Here is a 24,491-nt window from a genome sequence, read left to right as displayed (position 1 = left end):
ACGCCAGTTCGACTTGGCGTGGTTTTGCTTTGAGCAGATTAGGCGAAAAATTGAAGAATGGCTCGTATGATGAAGAAACAGGAGGCGATTACTATGAAACATCATTTTCACCTGACAGCAGACTGGCCCGGCAACCGCAATGATGTCGGTCAAATCGAGACCGGCGAATTGAAAACAAAGATTTCGATTCCGGACGCAATGGACGGCCCCGGTGTCGGTACCAATCCGGACGAGATGTTGCTCGGTGCAGCCGCGACATGTTACATCATCACGCTGGCCGCGATGCTCGAACGAAACAACATCCCGAAAGTGTCCCTCACGATGGAATCGGAAGGAATCGTCGATGTCACGAACGGCGTCTTCACCTATGACGCGATCATTCACCGACCGACCTTGATTCTACCGGTAGAGACGACAGAAGCGAACCTGACGAAAGCACGCCGCCTGGCTGAAAAAGCAGAAGGATCGTGTATGATTACGCGGGCACTGGCTGGTAATGTGAAGGTTTCGTTAGAGGCGGTTGTGGAGTTGGAAGGCTGAGGATTCTTTTCGATGTATGCTGATACAGTACGACTTCATTTCTTTATTGAAATGAGGTCTTTTATTTTTGATTAGATTCTTGCTGCACAATTTTCAGTTCCTTCGTATACTGAACTTAGTTTGGAATTTATTGGAGGTCATCAGATGTCATCGTTTCAAGAAAAATTACGCAGTCAAAATACTGAATCTCATCCTTTTGAAAAAAGCTCTCCGATTCAACCAGCAGATTATACCGCCGAATTACTGACACACTTAAACGAGCTCTTCTATAAATCGATTGTTGAACTTCAACAAAATCAACTGACCGGGGAAATGATTGAAACCACAAACCGTTGGCTCTCTGCATTAGATGAGCCGCTTTTGGTTGCACCCTTGCATCGTGAACTAACATCCTCTACTACGACACCCGTACAATATGAAAAATCATTAAGAGCATGGGACTTAATTGCACCGGGTCAAGAAAATCAGGAAAAACTGTTGCATCACTTGATCAATGAATTATCAACAGCCCAATCCGCCGACTGGATGGTCAGCTTTACACGCCATTCCGGAATCCAAGCACTCGTCCCTTCATTTCAAGAAGCGGAACGAATCAATAAACCGATTCGTATTTTAACTTCATTTTATATGAACATTACAGAAGCCAAAGCATTACGGACTCTGATGCAATTTAAAAATATCGAGATTAAAATTTACGAACCGATCAAAAAAAATCAAGCCTTCCATCCAAAAGCGTATTTATTTACACGGGAAACTGATTTACACAGTACGATTATCGGTTCATCTAATTTATCAAAGTCTGCTTTAACAAATGGATTAGAATGGAATGTTCGAATTCCCCATTCTCCTCTCACCTCTTTAGTTTCTCAAGCACAAACATTATTTAATAATCTCTGGAACAGTGAAGAAGCGATTTCCTGCACATCAGCTATTTTAGATCAATATGAACAACATCATTTAGACTCTCCGAAGATCAAACAGTTTGTTGTGAATGATCGAGTCGCAGAACCCTCTGTTGAATACGAAGTGATTCAACCAAATGAAATGCAGCTTCCGGCTTTGGAACAATTACACCGTTTACGGTTAAAACAACAAACAAAAGCAATGGTCATTGCAGCAACGGGAACAGGAAAAACCTATTTGGCGGCTTTCGACGTCAAACAATTTGCAGCTAAACGTGTTCTGTTTGTCGCTCACCGCGGAAAACTTTTATCTCAAGCGGAAGAAACATTTAAGAAAATTTTCACAGATATCCATGCCACATTCGGACGGTACCAGGCAAATCAAAAAGATCTTGATAAGCAATTTACTTTTGCGACCATTCAAACGTTCTCAAAAGAAGTTCATTTGGAACAATTCGATCCAAACACTTTTGATTACATCATCATCGATGAGTTTCACCATGCTGCTTCCGAGTCTTACCAAAAAATCCTCAACTACTTTACACCGCAATTTTTACTCGGAATTACGGCAACACCGGAACGAATGGACGGATTAAATATCTTTAAGTTAGTGGACCACAATATTGCATACGAAATTCGATTATATGATGCTCTGGCCCAAGACTTGTTAACACCGTTCCATTACTTTGGTATTCAAGATGATGAAGCCATTGATTACGAAGTCATTCCGCAAAAAAATGGATTGTACATTGAAAAAGATTTAGTGGAAGCACTCGAACGTTCTTCCCGGACGGACTATATCCTCGAGATGATGACTAAATTTGGTCACAGCGGTACGGCTCGGGTCGGACTCGGTTTTTGTGTCAATATTGATCATGCCGAATACATGGCTGCTGAGTTTAACAAGCACCAGATCGAGTCACTGGCCATCACGAGTAAACAAACGGAAGCAGAACGGGAACACGCCATTCAACGGCTGGAAGATGATCAGGATCCGCTATCGTTTATCTTTACAGTCGATCTCTTTAATGAAGGTGTCGACATTCCTAAAATTAACGTCATGCTGTTTTTACGTCCTACGGAGTCACCAACGATTTTTATTCAACAACTTGGTCGCGGTTTACGGAAACATGAGTCAAAAGAGTACGTCACGATTTTAGACTTTATCGGCAACAGTCAACGCGCTTTTGTGGCACCGCTTGTCTTATCTGGTCAGCAATCTTTTCATTCGATCGATCGCTATCATATCGCCAATGCGGTTCAAAATCATTTTCCAATTTTGCCTGAAGGTTCCTTGGCAATTTTGGATCGTGTGACAGAGACATTTATCATTGAACAAATGAAAAAAATCGAGTTTTCGGCCAGTAAACAATTACGTGAAAGCTACCAGCGTCTGATGACTATGATCGGCGACACACCATCATTAAATGATTTGGTGACACATCCGGACGCCCCCGCAATCGAAACGATTATTCAACAGTGGAAAAGTGTTCTAAAGCTAAAACAACTGGAAAAAGTAGCAACCGATGAAGAAGTGGCTTTGTTGCTTAATCCGGATACACGACGCGTGCTCCAACATATCGAAAGTTGGTTCCCGATCCGCGAACCATTCAGCTTATTGATGGTGCAATCGCTGTTCAATCAACGGACGATTTCCGCTGATGATGTCATTCAATCAACCGCAACCCGCTTTGCCGTTTCACCGGAAGCCTTAACTCATCGTTTGTCTTTGATTCAGCATCTATTTAATCGCTGGTCTACTTCTTTAAAACATGATCGGATTGTGTTGCTTGTTGAATCTGCTGCTGGTGAATATACCTTCTCGGAAGAAATGACACGGATTTTAGCTTCGTCGCCAGCATTAGTCGACTATTTGCATGAGCTAATCCAGGCAGGCCTCCACTCATTTGAACAACTTTCAGGTGGAGAAAATTGGTTGACTAGTCCTCAATCATTGATTTCAAGAATGACATACAGTCGCTCTGTCATCCAACGATTGTTACAATCTTCAAGCCAGGAAGGATCGTGGCGCGAAGGGGTTGCTCAAGCCGGAAATGATTATGTATTATTCGTTAATTTACACAAAAATGAATCGATTGAAGATCAATTGAATTATCAAGACTACTTTATCGATAAACACCATTTCCACTGGCAATCACAAAATCGGACTACTGACTTAAGCAAAATCGGTGAACTTTACCGCCATCATGAAGCACAGGGAATCAAAATTCATCTCTTTATTCGAAAAGCTGAAAAGGAACAAGGTCGCTCTCTGCCCTTTACGTACTTCGGTGAATTGATTCACAAAAGCAGTCATGGATCAAAACCGATTAATGTGGAGTGGATTTTAAAAGAGCCCTTAACAAGTGAAGAATTTATTTCGTGGAAAAAGCTTTCATGATTTTTTTTACAGACGGAATATCTGCCGGAGCCCAATCTAAAGAATCCAACTGTTTGACGGGTACCCATCGTAATTCCGCATGTTCCAATGCTTGAGGTTCACCTGATACAATCGTTGATTGAAAAGTCGATAACTCAACAAATACTTTGTCGTATTCATATCGTGTTGTTTCGATATGATCGTCCACTTGAATCGTACAATTTAATTCTTCCTGAATTTCGCGGAGGAGAGACTCTTCCGGACGTTCACCCGGTTCGATTTTCCCGCCCGGAAACTCCCATAAGTTCGGTAATGACATGACAGGACTTCGAAGAGCACACAGCACTTCATGACTTGAGTTAGTTATAACTGCACCTACAACCTGAACTGTCTTCTTGGACATTATATTCATCCTCTCTTTAATCAATCACATATTGCTACTATGCACGATGACTCATGAAAAAGAATCACTTCTCTCATGCGACTCCTACAGGAAAAAGCGCAGGATTCTGCGATGTCAGAGACAGACAAGACCCGACTCTCGATTCCATTGAATAGAGAGTTCTGGCTTGTGTCTCGCCTGAGGAAAGCGCAGGAAGAAGATGTGATTCTTTTTCGTGTCTTTCATTTATCAAAAGTTATCCACACACGAACAACTATTTTGCTTAATCTGATTTAATTAAAATTATCCACATGTGGATAACTTTCCATATGCTATACTTTTACTACTTATCCACAACCAGAAATGAGGAACTCGTGTGCCACGTGAAATTTATCCGGTTGTCGTCAAAACGACAGCCATCGAACAAATCAAAGACGGACAACCGTTTTTGTACAAAGAATTGTTTCAAAAAACCAGTCATCTCAAAGAAGCTGGTGCCTTACTCCGGCTGATGACAGAAGATAAAGAATACCTTGCAACGGGTTATTTTGGCAAGCAGGAAAAAGGGATTGGTTGGTTACTGTCGACTGATGAACTGCAAGACATCGACGAAACTTTCTTCAAAGAAAAAATCGAGGTTGCCCTCGATCGTCGAAATGATTTTTTTGAGAATGATTTGATTGATACGTTCCGGGTCTTTAACGGTTCAGGAGACGGCATCGGCGGATTGACCATCGATTGTTTTGATCACCATTATCTGATTACGTTTGAAAACGAAGGCATCTACTCTTTTAAAGCCGATATCGTATCAGCGCTCGAATCACTTATCCACTTTAAGAGCATTTATGAAAAACGGACTTTCCAGATCGATGGACAACCGGTCAAAGGTGACGATTTCTTAGCTGGTGAACGCGGTGATTTCCCAGAAGTCTTGCAAGAAAACGGCATCCCCCTGTTGTACCATCTCGATGCCGGTATGCGCACCGGGCTTGATATCCATCAGCGTGAACTCCGTTCCGTCGTCAAACAACATGCTTCAGATCGACGTGTCTTGAATCTGTTTTCTGACACAGGCACGTTAACGGCAGCTGCCTTACTTGGTGGTGCAGTCGAGACGACAAGCGTCGATTTCTCGACACGAAGCCGTAATAAAACAATTGAGCAGTTGGAACTGCATCAATTCGATTCAACGACACAGACGATTCTTGTCCAGGACGCGTTTGACTATATCGATCAAGCCGACAAAAAAACACGCTTTGATTTCGTCATCGTTCATCCGCCGACTCTTGTCAAAACACAGGCACGCCATTTCCGGGCGGAAGTCGACTTACCCGCTTTGATTCAACAAACCATCCACATGACGCATCGTGGCGGTTTATTGCTGATTACGACAGACTGTCCTTTGTTTGACCAGGTCCGCTTTATGAAGATGGTCGATCAAGCATTTAAAAAATTACGTCAAACGTACGAAATCGTTTGGGAAAGTACTCCTTTAGAAGACTTCCCGGAACATGCTTCTTTAAAAGAAACGGCTTCAAAATCCGTATTAATCCGTCGTAAATAAACAAATAATTCACGAATCTGCTGATGATTTTTTCATCAGCAGAATTTTTTTGGGATTAAAAGGAAAAGTAAAATGAATAGCGAATCATTATTCTTAGGAAAATGAGCTTTCACCTCAAATGATGCTTACTTTTCCAAAATGTGATTGCTGATCAAAGATTTGGTAGGCTGCATTCAATGCATCAAGCTGACGCGGCACCTGCTCTTCGATGACGAGATCGACGACTCCATCCGCGACGAGTCGTGCCACTTCTGCCAAATGCGCTTGTTGACGTAACATCTCCTGCTCTTTCCCTTTCAACAATGGAAGGGCAACGAAGACGGCTTCGAGCGTCAATGCCTTACTGTGCATCATCGTCAAATCCTGTGTCGTTCGGGTGGCGATGGAAATGATTTTTCCGCGCTCCTTCGCAAGGATGAAAGACTCTTGCAAATGATCTCCGCCGACGGTATCAACGATGACATCGAATCCATCATGACCGAGACGCGCTAATAACTGTTCGGCTGATTCATCCTGGTACCGGTGCGGACGAATACCGTGTTGTTCTAACCACATTGCTTTATGATCATTTGAAGCACTCGCTGTCACATCACATCCATAATGTTTAGCCAGTTGTCCGACAAGGTGTCCGACTCCACCCGTTCCACCTGCTACATATAAGCGCATCCCCGGATGAACAGCTGCCCGTTCCTTCAACACTTCCATCGCTGTCAGACTGATGACCGGCAGACAACCTGCTGTTGCAATATCCAAATTCTCCGGTCTGAGTACGGCCATCTTTTCAGGAACCAACATCTGCTCCGCCAGTGCCCCGGACCGGTTACCGAGTCCGCCGCCAAATGCGATGACGTGATCGCCGATAGAAAAAGACGTCACACTCTCTCCGATTTCAATGATTTTCCCCGTAACATCTCCCTGGAGAATTCCAGTTGCAGGAGCTGCCGCCACATGACCAAAAAACATTTTGGTGTCCAGTGGATTCAAGCTCGTCCCTTCCACTTTAATTTTTAAATCATAATTTCCTGTTTGTTCGAGTGTGACGTCTTTTTCTGTTAACGTAGCGTCTTTTCCGTACTGTTCCACGACATATGCTTTCATAAAAAATCCCCCTTTTTTCAAATCAGCTTATCTTGTTTCAGAATACTCTAACATTCCTACTTCATGCTATGATGAAGCTACCTTAACTCAGAAAGGACGTTTTTTCTTTGAAACATGATTTGATTCGTCGTTTGACTACATATGCGAAGATCGATACACAGTCTGACTACGCAAGTACGACCGTTCCGACAACAGACGGACAATGGACGCTCGCCCGTCTCCTTGTTGACGAACTGAAGGAAATTGGCATGAGTGATGTGACCGTCGATGCAAACGGATATGTCATGGCGACTCTTCCTGCTAATACCGATGCGGACATTCCGACAATCGGATTTTTAGCACACTTGGATACGGCGACTGATTTTACAGGGACAAACGTCAATCCGCAAATCGTCGAAGGATATGATGGAGAAGACCTGGTGCTTAACCCAACGATTCCTGTCATCCTGTCACCAAAGGATTTTCCTGCACTTAAAAACTACGTCGGGCATACGTTGATGACAACAGATGGCACGACATTGCTCGGCGCAGACAATAAGGCCGGAATCGCCGAAATCATGACCGCGATGCATCATCTCCTCACGCACCCTGAAATCAAACATGGCCGGATTCGTGTCGCCTTCACACCTGATGAAGAAATCGGACGTGGTCCGCATCATTTTGACGTCGCTGCTTTTGATGCGAAATTCGCTTATACGGTTGACGGCGGTCCGCTCGGTGAACTTGAATATGAAAGTTTCAACGCAGCTGCTGCAGAAATCGTCTTCCACGGAACAAACGTCCACCCAGGGACGGCGAAAGACAAGATGGTCAACTCGCAAAAACATGCGATGGCTTTCCAGAACCGGTTACCGGGTGATGAAGCACCTGAATTTACAGACGGTTTCGAAGGATTCTACCATTTGATTTCGTTTGAAGGTTCGGTCGAAAAAACGACGGTCCAGTACATCATCCGTGATTTTGACCGGACTAAGTTCGAAGCCCGGAAACACTTCCTGACGGCTTTGGTCGAAGAATGGAACAAGAAATACGGGGCAGGCAGTGTCGAAATCAAACTAAATGATCAATATTACAACATGCGTGAGAAAATCGAGCCACATATGGAAATCGTTGATATCGCGCATGCGGCGATGGAGTCACGTGGTATCACCCCTATTATCAAACCGATTCGTGGCGGGACGGACGGTTCGCAACTGTCGTACATGGGACTTCCGACACCAAACATCTTTACAGGTGGCGAAAATTACCACGGAAAGTTTGAATTCATTTCCGTCGACAATATGGTGAAAGCAACGGAAGTTGTTGTGGCAATTGCGGAACGCTTTGCGAAAGAAAAAGAAATCTGAACATAAACAAACTGTCCTGCTGATTCAGTAGGACAGTTTGTTTGTCATGAAGATACGCTTCGTTTTAAACGATAAATATAGCCAAGCAAAAGAATGATAATCAGAAAAGAACCAATCATCAATGCTTTGGAGTTTTCTCCCAAAAAGGAGTTCGGATGTTCTTCAACGTCTGGAACGGTTTTCTTCATTTCCTTTACCTGATTTTCACTGATTGTAAAATCATCCTCAAACGACCATTCCTGTGTGTCGCCGGTCAGTTTGACATCCAGTTGATACGTTCCCGGTGTCAGGATTCCCGTTGACGCGAGCGGAATCGTCATATAGATCGTCGGGGCGAATTGAGCGTTCATCTTTTTTCGAATGATCATTTTTTCATCAAAATTAGACGAGAATACTCCCACTTCTAAACGTTCAGGGCGAAGCCCTAGTGCAAGTAGGAGATGAATCGTCTTCGGGCAAGGCGTGTCTTGCGACACGTCAATTGTCCGACACTCTTGGTTTGAAAACAATTAAAATCAGGAATAAAAAAAGAGTCATGTTCTTTGAAAACTGAAGATATAGGGTTGTGACAGGAAGTTCGTCTGTCACGTAAAATCTTCAACGTTCACCTTGCGGATGACCGAAGTAGCGAAAACCAAGCAGAGTAGGCATCCGCATAAAAGAAACGGACCATATCAACGTTCAACCGTCGGGACGACGGGGTTAGCCTGATAAATTTTTGACCGCTAGGTTGAATAACTCAGGAATCCTCCACCTCTTAGCGAAGCGTAGGTGGAGGTAGTTCAAACATGCATCTTTTTCCCTCCCATTGACCTATTTCATTAGACCTACTCATATTATCAATAATATCCTTTGAAAAAGTAAATAAACCAATTAATGGGCATTTTAAAAAGGTGCTTTACAGATTTTTTTTTCTTGAAATATGATTTTACGCGTCTTCACTTAACTTTTTACTTTATTTTACTTTTTTAGAATTACAGTTCCCTAAATAAATTTCCTGCAAAAAAATACGCCTTTCGATTGAAAGACGTACCCACTTATTACTTTTCTTCTGTTGTGGTTTGTTGATCTGGAATCGGCAATTGGACCATGCTACCAGATCCGCTGACGAGTGGTGATTTCCCGTCCCACTTCTTAACGGCTTCGTACTGAATCATCTCTTCCGTCAATGTTTTTTGTAGTTCTTTTTGGGCCTTCGCAAGTCCTTGTGCTTCAATCAATCGGGCATCTGCTGCACCTTTCGCTTCTACCCGTAGCCGTTCTGCTTCCGCTTTCGCAATCGCAAGATCCGTCTTCTTTTTATCGAGTTCTTGTGAAGCTTTCACCCGCGCATCAATCGCTTCCTGTGTTTTAGCATCCGGTTTCGGTGCACCGAGTGCGACGTCCTCGATGATAAATCCAATCTTTTTGACATCTTCAGCAAACTGCGTCTGAATGCTCGTTGAGACGTTTCCGGACTGCTCCCCGAATAACTCAAGGACGGTGACTTTTGAAATCTGTTCGCGTGATGCGTCATAGAGACGTTGTTTTAAGTAACCCGCTGCAATCTCATCAATTTCAATCGGACCAAACTTATTAAAGACTTCCGTCACCTGATCGGGTGATACCGAAAAACTGTACGTAAAGTCGACGACGATGTTTTTCCCGTCTTTTGTTGCCAGTGTCATATTGTCGAGCGATTTCGTCTGTGTCCGGATCGGATATTCGGTGACGCGTGTGATCGGCGAAACGATATGCCAGCCTTGCGACAGGGTCTCGTCCTGGACACCGCTTGACGGTTTATAGACGACCCCGACCTGTCCGGGTTCGATTTGTTCGACGATGAATGGCGTCATCGCAAGAAGTGCTACGACAATCACACCGGCGATGATCATCGACGGCCTGATACGTTTTTTCGGTTTGATTTCTCTCATTTTGAGTCTCCTTTATCAATTTTATCTTGGATATACTTATACAGTTCAATGGCCAGCAAGACGATCAGTGCAAAAAATAATAACGTAAAAAGTGTTGCCACGCCGTCCTCCTCCTTCATGAATGTTCTAACTACTCTTACGCTTCAGACTGGAAAATGTTTCATTCTGTTTAAAACCACGGTTGCTAAATTGTGCAATCCGGTCTAAGATGTAAAGAACTTTGTCCTTGAAACGAGACGTATCATTTTGTGGTACACTCGTAACAGCACATCACACACTAGAAACGAGGGTTCATCTCTATATGATTACAGTACAAAACGTCGGTCTCCGCTTTGCGGACCGTAAATTATTCGAAGACGTCAACATCAAGTTCACACCGGGCAACTGCTACGGTCTCATCGGTGCAAACGGTGCCGGTAAATCCACATTCCTTAAAATTCTTGCCGGTGATATCGAAGCGCAACAAGGAGACGTCATCATCACGCCGGGCGAACGTCTTGGTGTCCTTCGCCAGAACCATTATGAATATGAAGAGTTCCAAGTCATCGAAACGGTCATGATGGGCCATAAACGTCTTTATGAAGTCATGAAAGAAAAAGATGCTATCTATATGAAAGAAAACTTCTCGGATGAAGACGGCATGCGTGCTGCTGAGCTCGAAGGTGAGTTCGCAGAAATGAACGGATGGGAAGCAGAGTCGGAAGCGGCGATGCTCTTACAAGGTCTTGGTATCAAAGAAAATCTGCATACGAAAACAATGGCTGAACTGACGGGCGGAGAGAAAGTCAAAGTCCTGCTTGCTCAAGCATTGTTTGGTAAGCCAGACATTCTGTTACTCGATGAGCCTACCAACGGTCTTGACTTGAAAGCCGTCAAATGGCTTGAAGAATTCTTGATCGGGTTTGAAAATACGGTCATCGTCATTTCCCACGACCGTCACTTCCTCAACAACGTTTGTACGCATATGGCCGATCTCGACTACGGGAAAATCCAACTGTATATCGGAAACTATGATTTCTGGTACGAATCAAGTCAGCTTGCTTCACGTATGGCAGGCGACCAAAACAAGAAAAAAGAAGAAAAAATTAAAGAACTTCAAGCCTTCATCGCCCGTTTCAGCTCAAACGCTTCCAAAGCGAAGCAAGCGACGTCACGGAAAAAGCTGCTTGATAAAATCACACTCGACGACATCCGTCCGTCTTCACGCCGTTATCCGTTCGTCGGCTTCACACCGGAACGTGAAATCGGAAATGATCTGTTGATCGTTGATGGAATTTCGAAAACAATCGATGGTGTCAAAGTCCTTGATAATGTCCGTTTCTCATTAAATAAAACGGATAAAGCCGTCTTCATCAGTCAAAATGATATTGCAATCACGACACTCTTTAAAATTCTGATGGGTGAGATGGAAGCAGACAGCGGAACATTCAAATGGGGTGTCACGACGTCACAATCATATCTGCCAAAAGACAACTCTGCTTTCTTCGAAGGCTCGGAGAAAACGATTCTCGATTGGTTGCGCCAGTATTCGCCAGCTGATGAGAGCGACACGTTCCTTCGTGGGTTCCTCGGTCGGATGCTCTTCTCCGGTGAAGAAGTCATGAAAAAAGCGTCTGTCTTATCAGGGGGAGAGAAAGTCCGTTGTATGTTATCAAAAGCGATGCTCAGCGGCTCGAACGTTCTTGTCCTCGATGATCCGACGAACCACTTGGATCTCGAATCAATCACGGCACTCAACGATGGTTTGATTGCTTACAAAGGTGCGATGCTGTTCAGCTCGCATGACCATCAGTTCGTCGAAACGATTGCAAACCGGATCATCGAATTGACACCAAACGGTATCGTCGATAAAGAAACGACATACGATGAATACCTCAACAACGAGTCTGTTCAACAACAATTATCAACGTTGTATGCGACGAACTAAGCAATGAAACGAGAGACCTGTCCTAGCGGATCGGGTCTCTTTTTTTGTACACTAGATGTATCAGTCCGAACAGAGGAGGAAATCATTTGCGTCATCGTGCCTGTGCAGCTTTGATTGAGAACGGTCGGATTTTAATGGTCCGGATCATAACGGAAAACCAAAGTTTTTGGACCTTACCCGGCGGTGGTCTCAACACCGATGAAACGTTCGAACAGGCGGTCGTTCGGGAAGTCGCGGAAGAAGTTCGTCTGACAGTCCGTGTCATCCGACCGTTGTATACGAAAACCGATTCGTCCGGAAAAGAAGTCTGCTTCCTCGTCAAACGTGTCGATGCAACGATTCCTTTACTCGGCCACGATCCGGAACGACCACTTGATCAACAAGTCCTATCCGGGATTGACTGGCATCCTCTTGCTGAGATGAAAGAGGATATACAAGTTTCCGAAGTATTGACTGCTTTGAACAAGACACCGTCTCTCCTTTTGTAAATGAAAAATTAACCAAGTGAAATGAAACTGTCCTGTTATGTTTACACATCCTTCACAATCAATTGATTAAATGAGGAAGTAGCAAGATAACAAACAACTTGGGGGAATTTATCATGAAACGAACACTTATCGTCGGTCTATCCGCAGCTGTCCTGTCATCGAGTCTGATTCCAACATTCGCTGATGCCCATACATCACGTGCAGCACGCGATATCAAGAAAGTCGAGTTTCTATCGATGGATGCACCAAGCACCGTCAATCAAATGGTCAAAACGTATACGGAAGCCAAGGTCAAAGTCACGTATCAAAACGGCAAAACCGAAATCAAACCGCTCGATTACAACCAATTGTTCTTATCACAAGATAAAATCGTCGAGAATAAAGGCGCGATGATTGCTGCCGGAACACCGATTGACGTCAATGGAGATCCGATCATCGACCGCAGCGTCCCGGACAAGCCGGAAGCCTTCGTCTCGGATGCACCGGACTCAAACAGTCTGCTTGAAGTCCACGGGAAAAAGTATATGGTCTCCCACTTCGAGTACGATTCAATCGATAATGCCGGGAATGAGGTCAAAGGACTGCCCGCTTCGATGACATTGACCGAAGTCGTGCAGGATAAAAAGACGGGGAAACTGGCGGTCAAGAAAGCAAGCAAAATCGACTTCAAGAACGTCAACGGTCTCTGGACACCATGTAACGGTTCGACGACACCATGGGGGACGCATCTCGGTTCGGAAGAATATGAGCCGGATGCACGGGCATTTGAATCAGATCCAGCCTCTTCCGCTTATAAAGAAGTCAACGCTTTCGCCGAACGATACTTTGGAACAAAAGAAAAAGCAAATCCTTATTTCTACGGTTTCACACCGGAAATCTCTGTCGACCGCAAAGGAAAATCATCGGTCGTCAAGCACTACAGCACCGGTCGTTTCTCACACGAGATGATGCAGATTCTTCCTGACCAAAAAACGGCCATCTTCGGAGATGACGGCAATAATACGATGATGTTCATGTACGTCGCCGATAAAAAGAAAGACTTCTCACAAGGAACGCTGTATGCTGCCAAGTTCAATCAAACGAAAGCAACAGAAGGCGGCGCCGGGGATCTCGAATGGATCAAACTCGGCCATGCATCCGATAAAGAAGTGAAGCGCTTAATCGACAAAGGAACCAAGTTTAGTGACATCTTTGAGACCGCTGACGTTCCAACGCCCGGCTTTAAAGCAGTCAAGACGGCCGCCAGCAAAAAGGTCGAATATCTGAAGTTAAAACCAGGCAAGGAAAAAGAAGCGGCCTTCCTCGAATCCCGTCGTTACGGCGCGTTACTCGGGGCAACGTCAGAGTTCAACAAGATGGAAGGGATTACCGTCAATGCGGAGGACAAAAAAGCTTATATCGCGCTTTCGTATGTTTCCGGTAGTACGGAAAAACAAGACGGTGCCGTTCAGGACGATATTCAGCTGGAAAAACGCGAATCCGGTGCGACGTTTGAAATCGACCTCGGTCGTGCAAAAGGTATCGACAGCCGTTATGTCCCGACGAATATGCAGGCCCTCGTCATCGGTGAGGATTTAGCGAAGCCGGATGCCTACGGCAACACAGCGAATCCGAATCTTGTTTCAAATCCGGATAACCTGGCCTATTCTGCAACATCAAACACACTCTTCATCGGTGAAGACAGCTCGTTGCATACAAACAACTTCGTCTGGGCATACAACTTAAAGACGAAAAAACTGTCACGAATTCTCTCTGTTCCGGTTGGTGCGGAAGCGACAGGACTCCGGTCACTCGATCGTGTCGGCGGATACAGCTATCTGCTCAGCAACTACCAGCATCCGGGTGAAGGACTCAACGGCAAGCAGATTACAGCCGTTGATCCGAAGAAACTGGAGCAAGCGATGCAAGACGGCATCGGCATTCAAAAAACAGGCGGTGTCGGTTACTTGTCCGGTCTCCCGACAGGTCAGAAATCGTATTCTCACCGTTAAATCGCATAAGAGCTTAGCAAAAAGCAGGCAGTGGATGTTTTAATCCGCTCCCTGCTTTTTTAGTCTTGCGATTCAAGACGGTTTTTCGATTATGTGCGCAGCTGACCGGCTTCCTGCTCCACACGTCGGAGCAATTCCTGCACGATTTTTTCTGTTTCCCGTTCGCCGCCAAGTGACAACAGGCTTCGTCCGACGAAATTAGCGCCTTCGTTTTTCCCGGTATAAATCAGCTGACAGCTTGTTTCGTCAAGCCGCTTTAAGGTAAATGTCATCTCGAGCTTAAAGATTTTAGCAAGCGTAAAACCAATCGTATTTTGCTTAAAATCCGGTTGATTCGTATAGGCAAGATCCGTCACGATATACGTCTCTAATCGATTCCCCTGCATATACGTTTGCCGGTACGTCGAGCCGACGACACCCGGTTTCCGTTCAATCACCTCGTGCTGGACGACACCCGGAATCAGACGTTGTAACCGATCATGATCAAAGATATGCCAGGCTTTCTCGATCGGAACATCCAATCTCTTTTCTTCGTGCCACGTTACCATCCGAACCCCTCCCTTTACTGAAAAATACCCTGATGTGTGCAGTTCTAACTTCAAACTACACACATACAGGGTATTCGGCTTGCTTGGATTGGTTAGTGATGGTTATTTCACAGTTTGAAGTTCCAGTGCGGCACCGAGGAACTTCGCCAGTTCGAGCATCCCGAACTTACCGGCAGCCGCTTCCGCATCTGAATTGTAGTTCGTATTCGTATTGACGTCATACGTATAAATGGTTCCGTTCGCATCCTTGATGAATTCGATTCCGGCGACCGCGATCTGGTTCGCCTGCAGGAATGCTTCATATTTTTGAATGATTGGATCATCAAATCCATCGACGATTTTAAACTTCATCGGTGTTTGCGGGGCCTCTTCACCGACCGGGCAGAACAAATCGTCAATGACACACGCATCTGCCGGGCACAGTTCAAATCCTTCTGACGTGTCGACCTGAACAGCATAAACGAACTTTCCGCCGACGAATTCACAGCGTGTGATATACGGTTCCGGTGCTTGGATATATTCTTGAATCAACGTGATCCCGTCGACCGGTTCATCAAACGTCGGACCGTCGAGATACGTCTCGAGTGCTTCAATCGAGTGGAACAACTGAACGCCGAGTCCTTTTCCGGCACGGTTGTGTTTTGTGATGAACGAAGATACGCCAATATTTTTCGCCGCTTCGACAATCTGATCACGTCCGACGGCAGCCGTCGTCTTCGGAACCCGGATCCCGGCTTTTCGAAGAGCCGTATACTGATTGATTTTACTCACTTCAAGACGTAAGGCACGGGTCCCGTTAAAGACGGTCCGATCATGTTCTTCAAGCCAAGCAAGTACACCTTCTGTCAGTTCCGGTGCGTAACGGTGACCGCGCGTATGCGAAGATGCACTCATCCGGCTGTAAAAGACGCCTTCCGGTGGAAGTTCATCAAGCGGAACTTGCCCTTCGTCGAGATGCCACTGTTCATATGGCAACTCCAGTTCTTCGAGTCGTTTAATTAAATGGTCCGTCCATTCTTGGTTTTCGTGTAAGATATGAATTTTTGTCATTTGGTTTGACCTACCTTTCGTTTTTCTTCGACAAGCGGCATGACGTCGCGCGCGAAGCGTTCCATCTCTTCCAGTTGTGGTGAAAATTGAAGTAATAATAAGGAGACACCCACCTGCTCAAACGCAAGAATCCGTTCGGCAATCTGTTCCGGTGTTCCAATCAAATCAGGACGGAGTCCGCGGTTCGAGACCGAATAATCGTTCCGTTTTACCTGCTGTTCGAGTTGTGATTTGCTGACGAAGTCGTCGTACCCGGCGTATCCGGCACTGTCTTCCTTGACGTCCGTAATTCGTTGCCATTCTTGAATGGCCTCTTCTTCCGTATCGCGGCAGATGATATAGGCAGCCAGTCCAAAGCTTTCAAGCGGCGGTTGCCCAGTTGCTTGTCGACGTGCCTTCATATCCTCAATCTTGACGGACACTTCTTCCACCGTTCCCCCGTGCATGACATAGGCGTCACAATGATTGACGATGGTCTGTTTCCCGGCTTCACTTTCCCCGCCTGCGTACAACTTGATGCCCGGTCGTTGAACCGGTTTCGGATGCAGTTGTGTCTGCTCGAGCGTATAATAGTTCCCGTCGAAGCTGTACGGCGAAGCATCTGCCCATAATCCTTTCATGATCGTGACAAACTCTTCCGTCCGCGCGTAGCGTTCGTCGTGGGCCGTGAAGATGCCATTGTATTGCCGCGCTTCTTCTTCCCACCAGGCAGAGACGACGTTCAGTGTAAAGCGCCCGTTGCTGAGTTGATCAATGTTTGCTGCCATCTTCGCGGTCGTCGCAGGATTATGGAACCCCGGACGGACAGCTGTCATGATTTCGAGACGCTCCGTCGTCGCGGCAATCGCCGCTGCCGTCGTCCAGGCTTCAAGACTTGGTGCTTCGAGTCCTTTGATGTCATTTAAATTCAACTCCGCAATCAGTGTCGTCGAAAAACCGATTCGTTCTGCCGTTTGCGCGACCTGTTTCGCATAGTCGAACGTCGCCGGCATCTGTTCGTCCTCGACATTTCGTAACCACCCGCCAAAAATCGGTAACCAAAATCCATACTCCATCCGTTATGTCCCCCTTATAAAAAAAATCGCTCTTCTCGAAAATCGAAAAGAGCGACGGATTAATCATGTCTGCTCTTATCTGTAAAGGGATTGCCCCCTTTAGGAAGTAGCACCTTCCGCTGCGCGCGGGGTTGCTGAAGTGTCTTCGGGCCATTCCCTCGACTTCTCTTGATAAGAATTATTGGAATTATCGTACACTTTTTAGCAGAGTAAAGCAACCATTAAACCTTGTTTTCCAATCGGAATTAAAAACAGCAATAAAAAAAGGATGAGAGCTGGGCTCTCATCCTCGTTGTCTTAATATGGGGCAACAAACGTCGACTCTTCGACAGGTGCTTCTTCACCGCGGATGCGGTCATAGAATTTTGCAAGCGTGACGCTGAAATATGGGCCAACCCACAAGAAGGCGATTCCGATGGTAATCAAACCGAGCAGGAACCAACCAATGAATGAGAGGACGAGCATGAACGCTTCCATCTTATGTCCGTCCATCATTTGGCGCGAACGTGTAATCGCATCCAAAATGCCGATTGAAGGTTCATCTCGTAAAATATAAAACGTCATTAGATACGAAAATGACTTGATGATACCCGGGATGATAAATAGTAAGAACCATAAACCAAGGAAAATACTTTGGACAATCGAAAGACCGACTGCCTTTAAGAAAATTTTGTATGGCTCAAATAAATCAACGATTTTTGCCTGTTCTTTCCGAGCGACAGACATCGCAAGCCATGTCCAACCAATCGCAAGTGGAAGCAAGAGAATGTTCAGTAAGAAACCGATGAAATCAATCGCTTGAATATCTTCATTCGCATCAGAAGAAAACATCGTTGGAATACTTTGAATGATGAGAAACAGTAAAAACATAAGTGCCATGAAGACCCAGCGACCACTGAGCGCTTCACGGGCGGATAATTTTAATTCTTTAATCATGGAGATCCTCCTCAAAATAAGTTCTATCTCTATTTACGGCTAATTAAGAGAGGAGTTTCATCTTTTTTCAGGATTTTCCTGTTTTCAACTGATTTAAGCGTGCTTTTTCAAGTTGGCGCTGGCATGCCGTATACAAAGAACGTCGTCCATCCAGTCGTTCCATCGCAAACGGAATATCATGTTTTTTCGCCTGCGCGATGACGTGTGCTGAAGCAGCGTGGGACACACGGCTCGTGATGACGACGATCGCATCGGTCTTTTTCGCGAGACCGGCAATCTTTTTCGCTGATTGGGCGTCTCCCGACAGATGAATCAGTTCGATACCCGTTTCCGCGAAAAATGTCCGATAGACCGGTGATTGCTGTTCATTACCGACGATGACGAGTCGCATGCCGACGAATGACGCAAAATCGAGGGGCTTCATATCAAGGAAGTCGATTGGCTGCCCCGGTACGGATGTCGTGACGAGTGGTGCCATCGCTTGAGATTTCTTTTCACGAATTCGGCGTGTTTTCTGTTCCTGTTTTACTTTCGACTTTCGTTTCATTTGCTTCAGGTAACGGCCAGATTTTTTGACGGCTGATCCTTGAGTCGATTCAACTGACGAAGGCACTGGTGCTGTTGGATCGTTTGACGTCTCTAACAGCTGTACTGTCGGCTCTTGATATTGGAACGCATATTTCCAGGCAATCGTCAGTGTTTCCGGACGACCTTTCCACATGACGAGATCGACGAGCTGCCCTTCTTTTAAATGGAAGAAGCGCATGTCTTCAACCGGTGTCGCATAGTAAAAGGGTTTACCCGTCTCATCCTTTAATGGTCCTTCGACCGTCGATTCAATGATGCCATGATTTTTAACGATACATCTTTCAAAAACGATTCGTTCGGCCAGTGGCTTCATCTGGTCGGTCGCGACAACGGCCATCACTTCTAGTGTCGTCCGGCGTGCATCTTGCTGTACGACTTGGACACGGATTTCCATTCCATGTTCGAGGTTCCATTGCCGGATTTCTGTTTCCGAAATATGACTGTTCGGCCATTCCCGTAAAGAACCACCTTTTAGTTCACGCACAAACGTATAGGCGTAACGTTGTTCGATGACAGGAGTGATTTTCACCGGCGGAACGACAGGTTGCTCGAATGATACGTCTTCTTTTGGTTCGCTCCACGCGATGTCTGATTTTACGGAATGTGTATAGTAACGCGATAACTGCACCCATTCATCGATTCCTCGGATTTCCTCGAGCAGTAAGTCCCATTCTTCCACCGTTTCGACTACTTGCATTTTACCGGCGATTAGCGTCTTCGCCCGTTCCACGATTTGTTGCATCATCTTCAACAACCCCTTTGCTTTTTTTCAACTATAGCAAGGGGCTGTCGGTTAGGTTGCTCAAAAAAAGACCGGGTTATTTTTTGTATATGGTTAGGATTTTATTTCGATTGACCGGTCACCCAACCGGTACTTTTCGACGGAGACAATCAAAATCGTGATGATGACCAGTAAAAACCAGGACGATAATTTCCCGAAGTCGACCAGCTCCCATCCATCCTGCTGATTCGGATACACCCATCCCTTAAAAAAGGTCACGATGTTTTCCGCCAGCCAGATGAACCAGGCAATTAAACCAAACGAAAGAACGAGCGGCATTCGGTAGACAGTCTCATCCAGACGGAAATAGACCCAGGACTTATAAAAGACGAGAGCGACAAGTCCCATCAAAATCCAACGGAAATCAAACAACCAATGATGGGTAAAGAAGTTGGCGTACACGAGCAGACCGGTCGCTAAAGCAAACAGAGGCCGGGGAAACTGTGTGATACGGAGATCAAACCGACGGAATGCCTGACAGATGTAGCTAGCGACACTCGCATACATGAAGCCGGCATAGAGCGGAACACCAAATACTTTGCTGAAGGCAGCTTCCGGATAACTCCAGGACCCAACCTGGACTTTAAATAGCTCAAGTCCGAGTCCAATCGCATGAAAAATTAAAATCAATTTAAACTCTTCCTTTGATTCATAATGCGTGACAAGTAGGACGATTTGCACGAGGAGACACCAGATTAAAAGCAGATCATAGCGGGCAATCGGTTCCGCCGGTAAATAACGGGATGCAGCAAGTGCCAGGAAAATCGCGACCGGGAACACGCAACAGATGGCTTCAAGATATGTAAAACGGATCAAATGGCGGATTTTTCGCATCGACTGACCTCCTTTTCATTAGTATACGAATAAGCAGGACGGATTCCCTCCATCTCAGGATGGAAAATAGCGGATTCGCTTTAGTTTCATCCATCAAACATGGTACAGTTAATGAATCAATTTGATTTTGAAACGAGGTGTCTTCCATTCATGAAGCAGACCATTCACACATCTTGGCTGTTACGTTCTGTCCTGAAATGGGCATTATTTTTATTCGGTCTTTTTTTACTCGCTGTCGGTTCATCGATGATGATCACGGCACAACTCGGCGTTTCGACTTGGGACGTTCTTCACCTTGGTCTTCAAAATAAAACGCCGTTTTCCGTCGGGACGATTATCCTTCTCGTCGGTCTGTTGTTGGTGTTTGTCAAATATTTAATCGACCGGATTACACCGCAGGTCGGCACACTCGTCAACGCGATTTTTGTCGGGGTTTTCATGAACCTCGTTCTCGGTTCAGGCCTCCTGCCCTCATTTTCTTCCCTGTGGCAGAATACGCTTTGGCTGATTGCCGGCATCTTCATCATCGGGATGGGCGCAGGACTGTACGTCGCTGTCGGCTACGGAGCCGGACCAAGGGACGGACTGACCCTGACGCTCGCTGAACGGTTCGGTACGTCCATCCGGATGATGCGGACATTTATGGAGATCACCGCTTGCGGCATCGGTTGGCTGCTCGGAGGACCGGTATTCTTCGGAACGATTTTATCGATTTTCTTGATTGGTCCGTTCCTTCAGTTTTGGCTGGGTCATTTCCGTCGGATGATTGCTGCGATTGATGCCGGAACGATTCCCCGCAAACAACAAAAAATCAGTTAAGTCGTCTGACTCGATACCATTTCACGCGAAATGGTATCTTTTTTGTACAGATGAAGCATATTAGTTGCAGCATGAAAGTAGACACGTTATATTCGTTTACATATCAATCTTTGATACGTCAAGGATTTTTCGAACGAAGGGAAGGATGTGATGAATTGAGTATTTCCTGTACTGAAAAGGGACGACTGATTTATGCACTCGTCTCCGTCAATAAGACGATTGCTCAAAAATTTGATCTTTGTACGGACGGCTTCAGTCAAACCCGGATGGACTTATTAGCCCAACTCGAGGTCGATACGACAATCAGTCAAAAAGAGTTGCAACAACGGGTCAATGTTGATAATGCAGCTGTGACACGACATTTAAAACATCTTGAAACGAACGGTATGATTGAACGTGTCCGTTCCGCAACAGATAACCGCGTCATTCTCGTTTCACTGACGCCAGAAGGTGCAACCCGGATTACACGGTTACGCGAACAAAAAGACGAATTCCTCGAGCAGTTGCTTGAAGGATTCACGACAGACGAACAACACCAGTTGGCACAGATGATGCAACGAATTGAAACGAATGCCCTCACCTTACCTAAAACAACCGTTAACTAAAAAGGAGACTTTCAAATGACTACACAAACTACAACTGATTTCATGGAAATCGTTAAAGGACGCCGCTCGATCCGTAACTATGACACAAACGTTAAGATTTCAAAAGAAGAAATGACACAGATCCTTAAAGAAGCAACACTTGCCCCGTCTTCTGTCAACATGCAACCATGGCGTTTCCTCGTCATCGACAGTGCAGAAGGAAAAGCGACGCTTGCTCCACTCGCTAAATTCAACCAAGTCCAAGTCGAGACATCATCTGCTGTCATCGCGGTCTTCGGTGACATGAACGCGATTGATCAACTCGAAAATATTTATGATACAGCAGTCGCACAAGGGCTCATGCCGCAAGAAGTCCGTGATCGTCAAGTACCGGCGATTCAAGGCATGTACGAAAGCGTACCAGCTAGCGCACTCAAAGACAGTATCTTGATTGATTCAGGTCTTGTCTCGATGCAATTGATGCTTGTTGCCCGTGCACACGGTTATGATACAAACCCAATCGGTGGTTATGAAAAAGATCAAATCGCGGAAGCATTCGGCATGGAAAAAGACCGTTACGTACCAGTTATGCTGTTATCAATCGGAAAAGCAGTCGACACAGGATACCCGTCGGTTCGCCTGCCGATCAACGACATCACAGACTGGAAATAAGCAGTACCCGTACTAACCAAAAATAGAGAACAAACAAAAAGGGAGATTATTACTATGACAACTCAAACAACTACAGACTTTATGGAAATCGTTAAAGGACGCCGCTCAATCCGCAACTACGACACAAACGTCAAGATTTCAAAAGAAGAAATGACACAAATCCTTGAAGAAGCAACACTTGCTCCGTCTTCTGTCAACATGCAACCATGGCGTTTCCTTGTCATCGACAGTGCAGAAGGAAAAGCGACGCTTGCTCCACTCGCTAAATTCAACCAAGTCCAAGTCGAGACATCATCTGCTGTCATCGCTGTCTTCGGTGATATGAATGCAGTCGACAGCATCGATACAATCTATGATATGGCTGTTGAAAAAGGCTTGATGCCGCAAGAAGTCCGTGACCGCCAAGTCCCTGCCATCAAAGGTTTCTACAGCCCGGAAGATACAGATACACTTCGTGACAGCATCTTGATCGATTCAGGTCTCGTCTCAATGCAATTGATGCTTGTGGCACGTGCGCACGGTTATGATACAAACCCAATCGGCGGCTATGAAAAAGATCAAATCGCCGAAGCCTTCGGTATGGATAAAGACCGTTACCTTCCTGTCATGCTTCTTTCCATCGGGAAAGCAGTTGACGCTGGTTACCCATCGGTTCGTCTGCCAATCAACGACATCACAGACTGGAAATAATCACAAGCAACCGACCGGATTCCTCAACAGGAATTCGGTTTTTTTGTATACTGACCAAAAGGAGCTGGTCAAATGATGTATGATGTCACGATTATCGGTGCCGGTATCGCTGGAATCTTTTTAGCCCATGAACTGATGGAACAGGGACAGACGGTTCTATTGATTGATGCCGGAAAACCACTTGCGCAACGGACGAAACAGGAAGCCTACCTCGGTTTTGGCGGACTCGGTAAATCAGAAGGAAAATACAACTATTCTGCCGGATTCGGAGGTGAACTCGCCGAGAAACTTGGAGCAGAGACGACGCTCCGCCTGATGCAACAAGTCGATGCGCTCCTTTGCCGCTACGGAGCAGATGAAGTCGAGTCGTACTCCACGTCTAATCCCGTTTTAGCTAATCGGGCAAAAGTTGCCGGTCTTGAGACAATCGAAACGACGGTCCGGCATTTAGGGACATCACTATCGGAACGGATTTTAAGACAGCTCGAAGCCGCACTTCACCAATACGTTACCTTTCGTTTTGAGACGGCTGTTGCGACAATCGAACAGCAAGCGGACGGATTTCTGCTCACGACTGAACACGAAACATTTTCGAGTCAACGCGTCGTCTTCGCGACCGGACGTTCCGGTACGACCTGGATGCAGCAACAACTGCAAACGCTTGGATTAGTTCAAAATAAAACCCGTCTCGACCTCGGCATCCGGATCGAGATGGAGGAAACGGCATTCCGGACACTGTTACAGGATACATTCGAAACAAAATTGGCCTATGCGTCAGCAGCCGGAACGGCGGTCACGTACTGCATGAATCCGAAAGGACGAATCATACGCAAACATCAGGAGGGTCTCGTCATGCCGGACGGTCAGAATTTTCGCGAACAGGAGTCCGGAACGACCAACTTGAACTTCACGCTGTTTTTACCGCGTTATTTTGCGACACTCGGAGAAGCGAATCACTATGCCGCTTCCGTCATCGGACGCATCAACCAAGGGACGGACCGGATTGTCGTGCAACGGCTTGATGATTTGCGTGCCGGTCACTCTACACAGCCACATGCTCTCGTTGAAAATAAAGTCAGACCGACCCTGGAAGCGACACCCGGAAATCTGATCGAGGAAGTGCCCGATACCGACATCACGGTCTTGTTGGAATTTCTGGACCGACTTGAACACCTTCTCGAGACGCCACTCTCTCCGGATACGTTACTGTACGGTATGGATGGAAAATTTTATGCCCCGGTGTTGTCGACGTCTCCTGTCTTTGAAACGGATATCCGAGGATTGTATGCGATCGGTGATTGCTCCGGTGTGACACACTCGCTGTCGCAAGCAGCTGCGAGCGGACTTCATCTCGGACAGCACCTGACACAAAAACAGCCGTCTTAAGAGAGTGATATCTCTTT

General features: G+C 45.8%; 22 protein-coding genes and 1 riboswitch. Of the genes, 12 read left to right on the top strand and 10 right to left on the bottom strand.

Annotated features, from left to right (window positions below; all coding sequences use genetic code 11):
- The first annotated feature begins 93 nt into the window (after nucleotides 1-93).
- Nucleotides 94-540: an OsmC family protein gene (locus P402_RS0101545; protein ID WP_026827111.1), complete on the top strand. Its 447-nt coding sequence runs from the start codon at nucleotides 94-96 to the stop codon at nucleotides 538-540.
- Nucleotides 541-684: 144 nt separating this feature from the next.
- Nucleotides 685-3,843 carry a DUF3427 domain-containing protein gene (locus P402_RS16125; protein ID WP_051525106.1) on the top strand — a complete coding sequence of 1,053 codons (3,159 nt, stop codon included), beginning with the start codon at nucleotides 685-687 and terminating at the stop codon, nucleotides 3,841-3,843.
- On the opposite strand, the gene P402_RS0101535 is transcribed toward P402_RS16125, so the two are convergent.
- On the bottom strand, nucleotides 3,818-4,225 hold the full coding sequence (locus P402_RS0101535) for a (deoxy)nucleoside triphosphate pyrophosphohydrolase (protein ID WP_034769577.1): 408 nt from the start codon (nucleotides 4,223-4,225) through the stop codon (nucleotides 3,818-3,820). The genes P402_RS16125 and P402_RS0101535 overlap by 26 nt on opposite strands.
- Before the next feature lie 355 nt (nucleotides 4,226-4,580).
- On the opposite strand from P402_RS0101535, the gene P402_RS0101530 reads away from it, so the two are divergent.
- Entirely contained in the window at nucleotides 4,581-5,768 is a 1,188-nt protein-coding gene (locus P402_RS0101530) for a class I SAM-dependent rRNA methyltransferase (RefSeq protein ID WP_026827109.1), read from the top strand.
- A 114-nt stretch (nucleotides 5,769-5,882) separates the two neighbouring features.
- On the opposite strand, the gene P402_RS0101525 is transcribed toward P402_RS0101530, so the two are convergent.
- Nucleotides 5,883-6,866, bottom strand: a complete 984-nt coding sequence (locus tag P402_RS0101525; RefSeq protein ID WP_026827108.1) for a zinc-binding dehydrogenase — start codon at nucleotides 6,864-6,866, stop codon at nucleotides 5,883-5,885.
- Between the two features lie 107 nt (nucleotides 6,867-6,973).
- Here P402_RS0101525 and pepT point away from each other — a divergent pair, with 107 nt between their 5' ends.
- Nucleotides 6,974-8,212, top strand: a complete 1,239-nt coding sequence (pepT, locus tag P402_RS0101520; RefSeq protein WP_026827107.1) for a peptidase T — start codon at nucleotides 6,974-6,976, stop codon at nucleotides 8,210-8,212.
- 44 nt (nucleotides 8,213-8,256) lie between these two features.
- On the opposite strand, the gene P402_RS0101515 is transcribed toward pepT, so the two are convergent.
- Both P402_RS0101515 and P402_RS0101510 read right to left on the bottom strand, forming a co-directional pair.
- Nucleotides 8,257-8,580 carry a WxL protein host-binding domain-containing protein gene (locus tag P402_RS0101515; RefSeq protein WP_026827106.1) on the bottom strand — a complete coding sequence of 108 codons (324 nt, stop codon included), beginning with the start codon at nucleotides 8,578-8,580 and terminating at the stop codon, nucleotides 8,257-8,259.
- A gap of 672 nt (nucleotides 8,581-9,252) precedes the next feature.
- Nucleotides 9,253-10,125 carry a prohibitin family protein gene (locus tag P402_RS0101510; RefSeq protein WP_012371819.1) on the bottom strand — a complete coding sequence of 291 codons (873 nt, stop codon included), beginning with the start codon at nucleotides 10,123-10,125 and terminating at the stop codon, nucleotides 9,253-9,255.
- Between the two features lie 301 nt (nucleotides 10,126-10,426).
- On the opposite strand from P402_RS0101510, the gene P402_RS0101500 reads away from it, so the two are divergent.
- The 3 genes from P402_RS0101500 to P402_RS0101490 all read left to right on the top strand — a co-directional run bounded on the left by P402_RS0101500 (nucleotide 10,427) and on the right by P402_RS0101490 (nucleotide 14,531).
- On the top strand, nucleotides 10,427-12,052 hold the full coding sequence (locus tag P402_RS0101500; RefSeq protein WP_026827104.1) for an ABC-F family ATP-binding cassette domain-containing protein: 1,626 nt from the start codon (nucleotides 10,427-10,429) through the stop codon (nucleotides 12,050-12,052).
- An 86-nt stretch (nucleotides 12,053-12,138) separates the two neighbouring features.
- Nucleotides 12,139-12,540, top strand: a complete 402-nt coding sequence (locus P402_RS16120; protein ID WP_051525105.1) for an NUDIX domain-containing protein — start codon at nucleotides 12,139-12,141, stop codon at nucleotides 12,538-12,540.
- 113 nt (nucleotides 12,541-12,653) lie between these two features.
- Nucleotides 12,654-14,531 (top strand): PhoX family protein, encoded by a 1,878-nt coding sequence (locus P402_RS0101490; RefSeq protein ID WP_026827103.1) that lies wholly within the window; start codon nucleotides 12,654-12,656, stop codon nucleotides 14,529-14,531.
- A gap of 89 nt (nucleotides 14,532-14,620) precedes the next feature.
- Here the strand turns inward: P402_RS0101490 and P402_RS0101485 are convergent, their stop codons facing one another.
- The 6 genes from P402_RS0101485 to P402_RS0101460 form a co-directional block, all read right to left on the bottom strand.
- A complete protein-coding gene (locus P402_RS0101485; protein ID WP_026827102.1) occupies nucleotides 14,621-15,079 on the bottom strand; it encodes a hypothetical protein in 459 nt (152 codons plus the stop codon).
- Between the two features lie 102 nt (nucleotides 15,080-15,181).
- Nucleotides 15,182-16,129 (bottom strand): ATP-grasp domain-containing protein, encoded by a 948-nt coding sequence (locus P402_RS0101480; protein ID WP_026827101.1) that lies wholly within the window; start codon nucleotides 16,127-16,129, stop codon nucleotides 15,182-15,184.
- Nucleotides 16,126-17,184 carry an LLM class flavin-dependent oxidoreductase gene (locus tag P402_RS0101475; RefSeq protein WP_026827100.1) on the bottom strand — a complete coding sequence of 353 codons (1,059 nt, stop codon included), beginning with the start codon at nucleotides 17,182-17,184 and terminating at the stop codon, nucleotides 16,126-16,128. Before P402_RS0101475 ends, P402_RS0101480 begins: the two co-directional genes overlap by 4 nt.
- Nucleotides 17,185-17,256: 72 nt before the next feature.
- A riboswitch (SAM riboswitch) is annotated at nucleotides 17,257-17,362 on the bottom strand.
- 119 nt (nucleotides 17,363-17,481) lie between these two features.
- On the bottom strand, nucleotides 17,482-18,120 hold the full coding sequence (locus tag P402_RS0101470; protein ID WP_026827099.1) for a DUF975 family protein: 639 nt from the start codon (nucleotides 18,118-18,120) through the stop codon (nucleotides 17,482-17,484).
- Nucleotides 18,121-18,187: 67 nt separating this feature from the next.
- Entirely contained in the window at nucleotides 18,188-19,453 is a 1,266-nt protein-coding gene (locus P402_RS0101465; RefSeq protein ID WP_026827098.1) for a DUF2325 domain-containing protein, read from the bottom strand.
- A 90-nt stretch (nucleotides 19,454-19,543) separates the two neighbouring features.
- On the bottom strand, nucleotides 19,544-20,323 hold the full coding sequence (locus P402_RS0101460) for a DUF817 domain-containing protein (RefSeq protein ID WP_026827097.1): 780 nt from the start codon (nucleotides 20,321-20,323) through the stop codon (nucleotides 19,544-19,546).
- A gap of 99 nt (nucleotides 20,324-20,422) precedes the next feature.
- Here P402_RS0101460 and P402_RS0101455 point away from each other — a divergent pair, with 99 nt between their 5' ends.
- The 5 genes from P402_RS0101455 to P402_RS0101435 all read left to right on the top strand — a co-directional run bounded on the left by P402_RS0101455 (nucleotide 20,423) and on the right by P402_RS0101435 (nucleotide 24,474).
- Nucleotides 20,423-21,142, top strand: coding sequence for a YczE/YyaS/YitT family protein (locus P402_RS0101455; protein ID WP_235188800.1), 720 nt, complete (start codon nucleotides 20,423-20,425; stop codon nucleotides 21,140-21,142).
- 155 nt (nucleotides 21,143-21,297) lie between these two features.
- The gene (locus tag P402_RS0101450) at nucleotides 21,298-21,747 is read left to right on the top strand and encodes a MarR family winged helix-turn-helix transcriptional regulator (RefSeq protein ID WP_026827095.1); all 450 of its coding nucleotides are present in this window, start codon (nucleotides 21,298-21,300) and stop codon (nucleotides 21,745-21,747) included.
- A gap of 15 nt (nucleotides 21,748-21,762) precedes the next feature.
- The gene (locus P402_RS0101445; RefSeq protein WP_026827094.1) at nucleotides 21,763-22,398 is read left to right on the top strand and encodes a nitroreductase family protein; all 636 of its coding nucleotides are present in this window, start codon (nucleotides 21,763-21,765) and stop codon (nucleotides 22,396-22,398) included.
- Nucleotides 22,399-22,452: 54 nt separating this feature from the next.
- Entirely contained in the window at nucleotides 22,453-23,088 is a 636-nt protein-coding gene (locus P402_RS0101440) for a nitroreductase family protein (RefSeq protein ID WP_026827093.1), read from the top strand.
- Between the two features lie 75 nt (nucleotides 23,089-23,163).
- A complete protein-coding gene (locus P402_RS0101435) occupies nucleotides 23,164-24,474 on the top strand; it encodes an NAD(P)/FAD-dependent oxidoreductase (protein ID WP_026827092.1) in 1,311 nt (436 codons plus the stop codon).
- Nucleotides 24,475-24,491: the final 17 nt, after the last annotated feature.

This window comes from Exiguobacterium sibiricum 7-3 (genome assembly GCF_000620865.1).
In the GTDB taxonomy this organism is placed as follows: Bacteria; Bacillota; Bacilli; order Exiguobacteriales; family Exiguobacteriaceae; genus Exiguobacterium_A; species Exiguobacterium_A sibiricum_A.
The sequence above is the reverse complement of the archived record's forward strand: the minus strand, read 5'-3'. Positions and strand labels throughout refer to the sequence as shown.

What these genes read in the sequence shown, in the direction of transcription:
- P402_RS0101545 (WP_026827111.1), top strand. Translation starts at nt 94, where the DNA reads ATGAAACATCATTTTCACCTGACAGCAGACTGGCCCGGCAACCGCAAT.
- P402_RS0101470 (WP_026827099.1), bottom strand. Translation starts at nt 18,120, where the DNA reads ATGATTAAAGAATTAAAATTATCCGCCCGTGAAGCGCTCAGTGGTCGC.
- P402_RS0101435 (WP_026827092.1), top strand. Translation starts at nt 23,164, where the DNA reads ATGTATGATGTCACGATTATCGGTGCCGGTATCGCTGGAATCTTTTTA.
- P402_RS0101465 (WP_026827098.1), bottom strand. Translation starts at nt 19,453, where the DNA reads ATGATGCAACAAATCGTGGAACGGGCGAAGACGCTAATCGCCGGTAAA.
- P402_RS0101440 (WP_026827093.1), top strand. Translation starts at nt 22,453, where the DNA reads ATGACAACTCAAACAACTACAGACTTTATGGAAATCGTTAAAGGACGC.
- P402_RS0101445 (WP_026827094.1), top strand. Translation starts at nt 21,763, where the DNA reads ATGACTACACAAACTACAACTGATTTCATGGAAATCGTTAAAGGACGC.
- P402_RS0101500 (WP_026827104.1), top strand. Translation starts at nt 10,427, where the DNA reads ATGATTACAGTACAAAACGTCGGTCTCCGCTTTGCGGACCGTAAATTA.
- P402_RS0101515 (WP_026827106.1), bottom strand. Translation starts at nt 8,580, where the DNA reads ATGATCATTCGAAAAAAGATGAACGCTCAATTCGCCCCGACGATCTAT.
- P402_RS0101475 (WP_026827100.1), bottom strand. Translation starts at nt 17,184, where the DNA reads ATGGAGTATGGATTTTGGTTACCGATTTTTGGCGGGTGGTTACGAAAT.
- P402_RS0101455 (WP_235188800.1), top strand. Translation starts at nt 20,423, where the DNA reads ATGGTACAGTTAATGAATCAATTTGATTTTGAAACGAGGTGTCTTCCA.
- P402_RS0101510 (WP_012371819.1), bottom strand. Translation starts at nt 10,125, where the DNA reads ATGAGAGAAATCAAACCGAAAAAACGTATCAGGCCGTCGATGATCATC.
- P402_RS16125 (WP_051525106.1), top strand. Translation starts at nt 685, where the DNA reads ATGTCATCGTTTCAAGAAAAATTACGCAGTCAAAATACTGAATCTCAT.
- P402_RS0101535 (WP_034769577.1), bottom strand. Translation starts at nt 4,225, where the DNA reads ATGTCCAAGAAGACAGTTCAGGTTGTAGGTGCAGTTATAACTAACTCA.
- P402_RS0101485 (WP_026827102.1), bottom strand. Translation starts at nt 15,079, where the DNA reads ATGGTAACGTGGCACGAAGAAAAGAGATTGGATGTTCCGATCGAGAAA.
- P402_RS0101525 (WP_026827108.1), bottom strand. Translation starts at nt 6,866, where the DNA reads ATGAAAGCATATGTCGTGGAACAGTACGGAAAAGACGCTACGTTAACA.
- P402_RS0101480 (WP_026827101.1), bottom strand. Translation starts at nt 16,129, where the DNA reads ATGACAAAAATTCATATCTTACACGAAAACCAAGAATGGACGGACCAT.
- P402_RS0101460 (WP_026827097.1), bottom strand. Translation starts at nt 20,323, where the DNA reads ATGCGAAAAATCCGCCATTTGATCCGTTTTACATATCTTGAAGCCATC.
- P402_RS0101490 (WP_026827103.1), top strand. Translation starts at nt 12,654, where the DNA reads ATGAAACGAACACTTATCGTCGGTCTATCCGCAGCTGTCCTGTCATCG.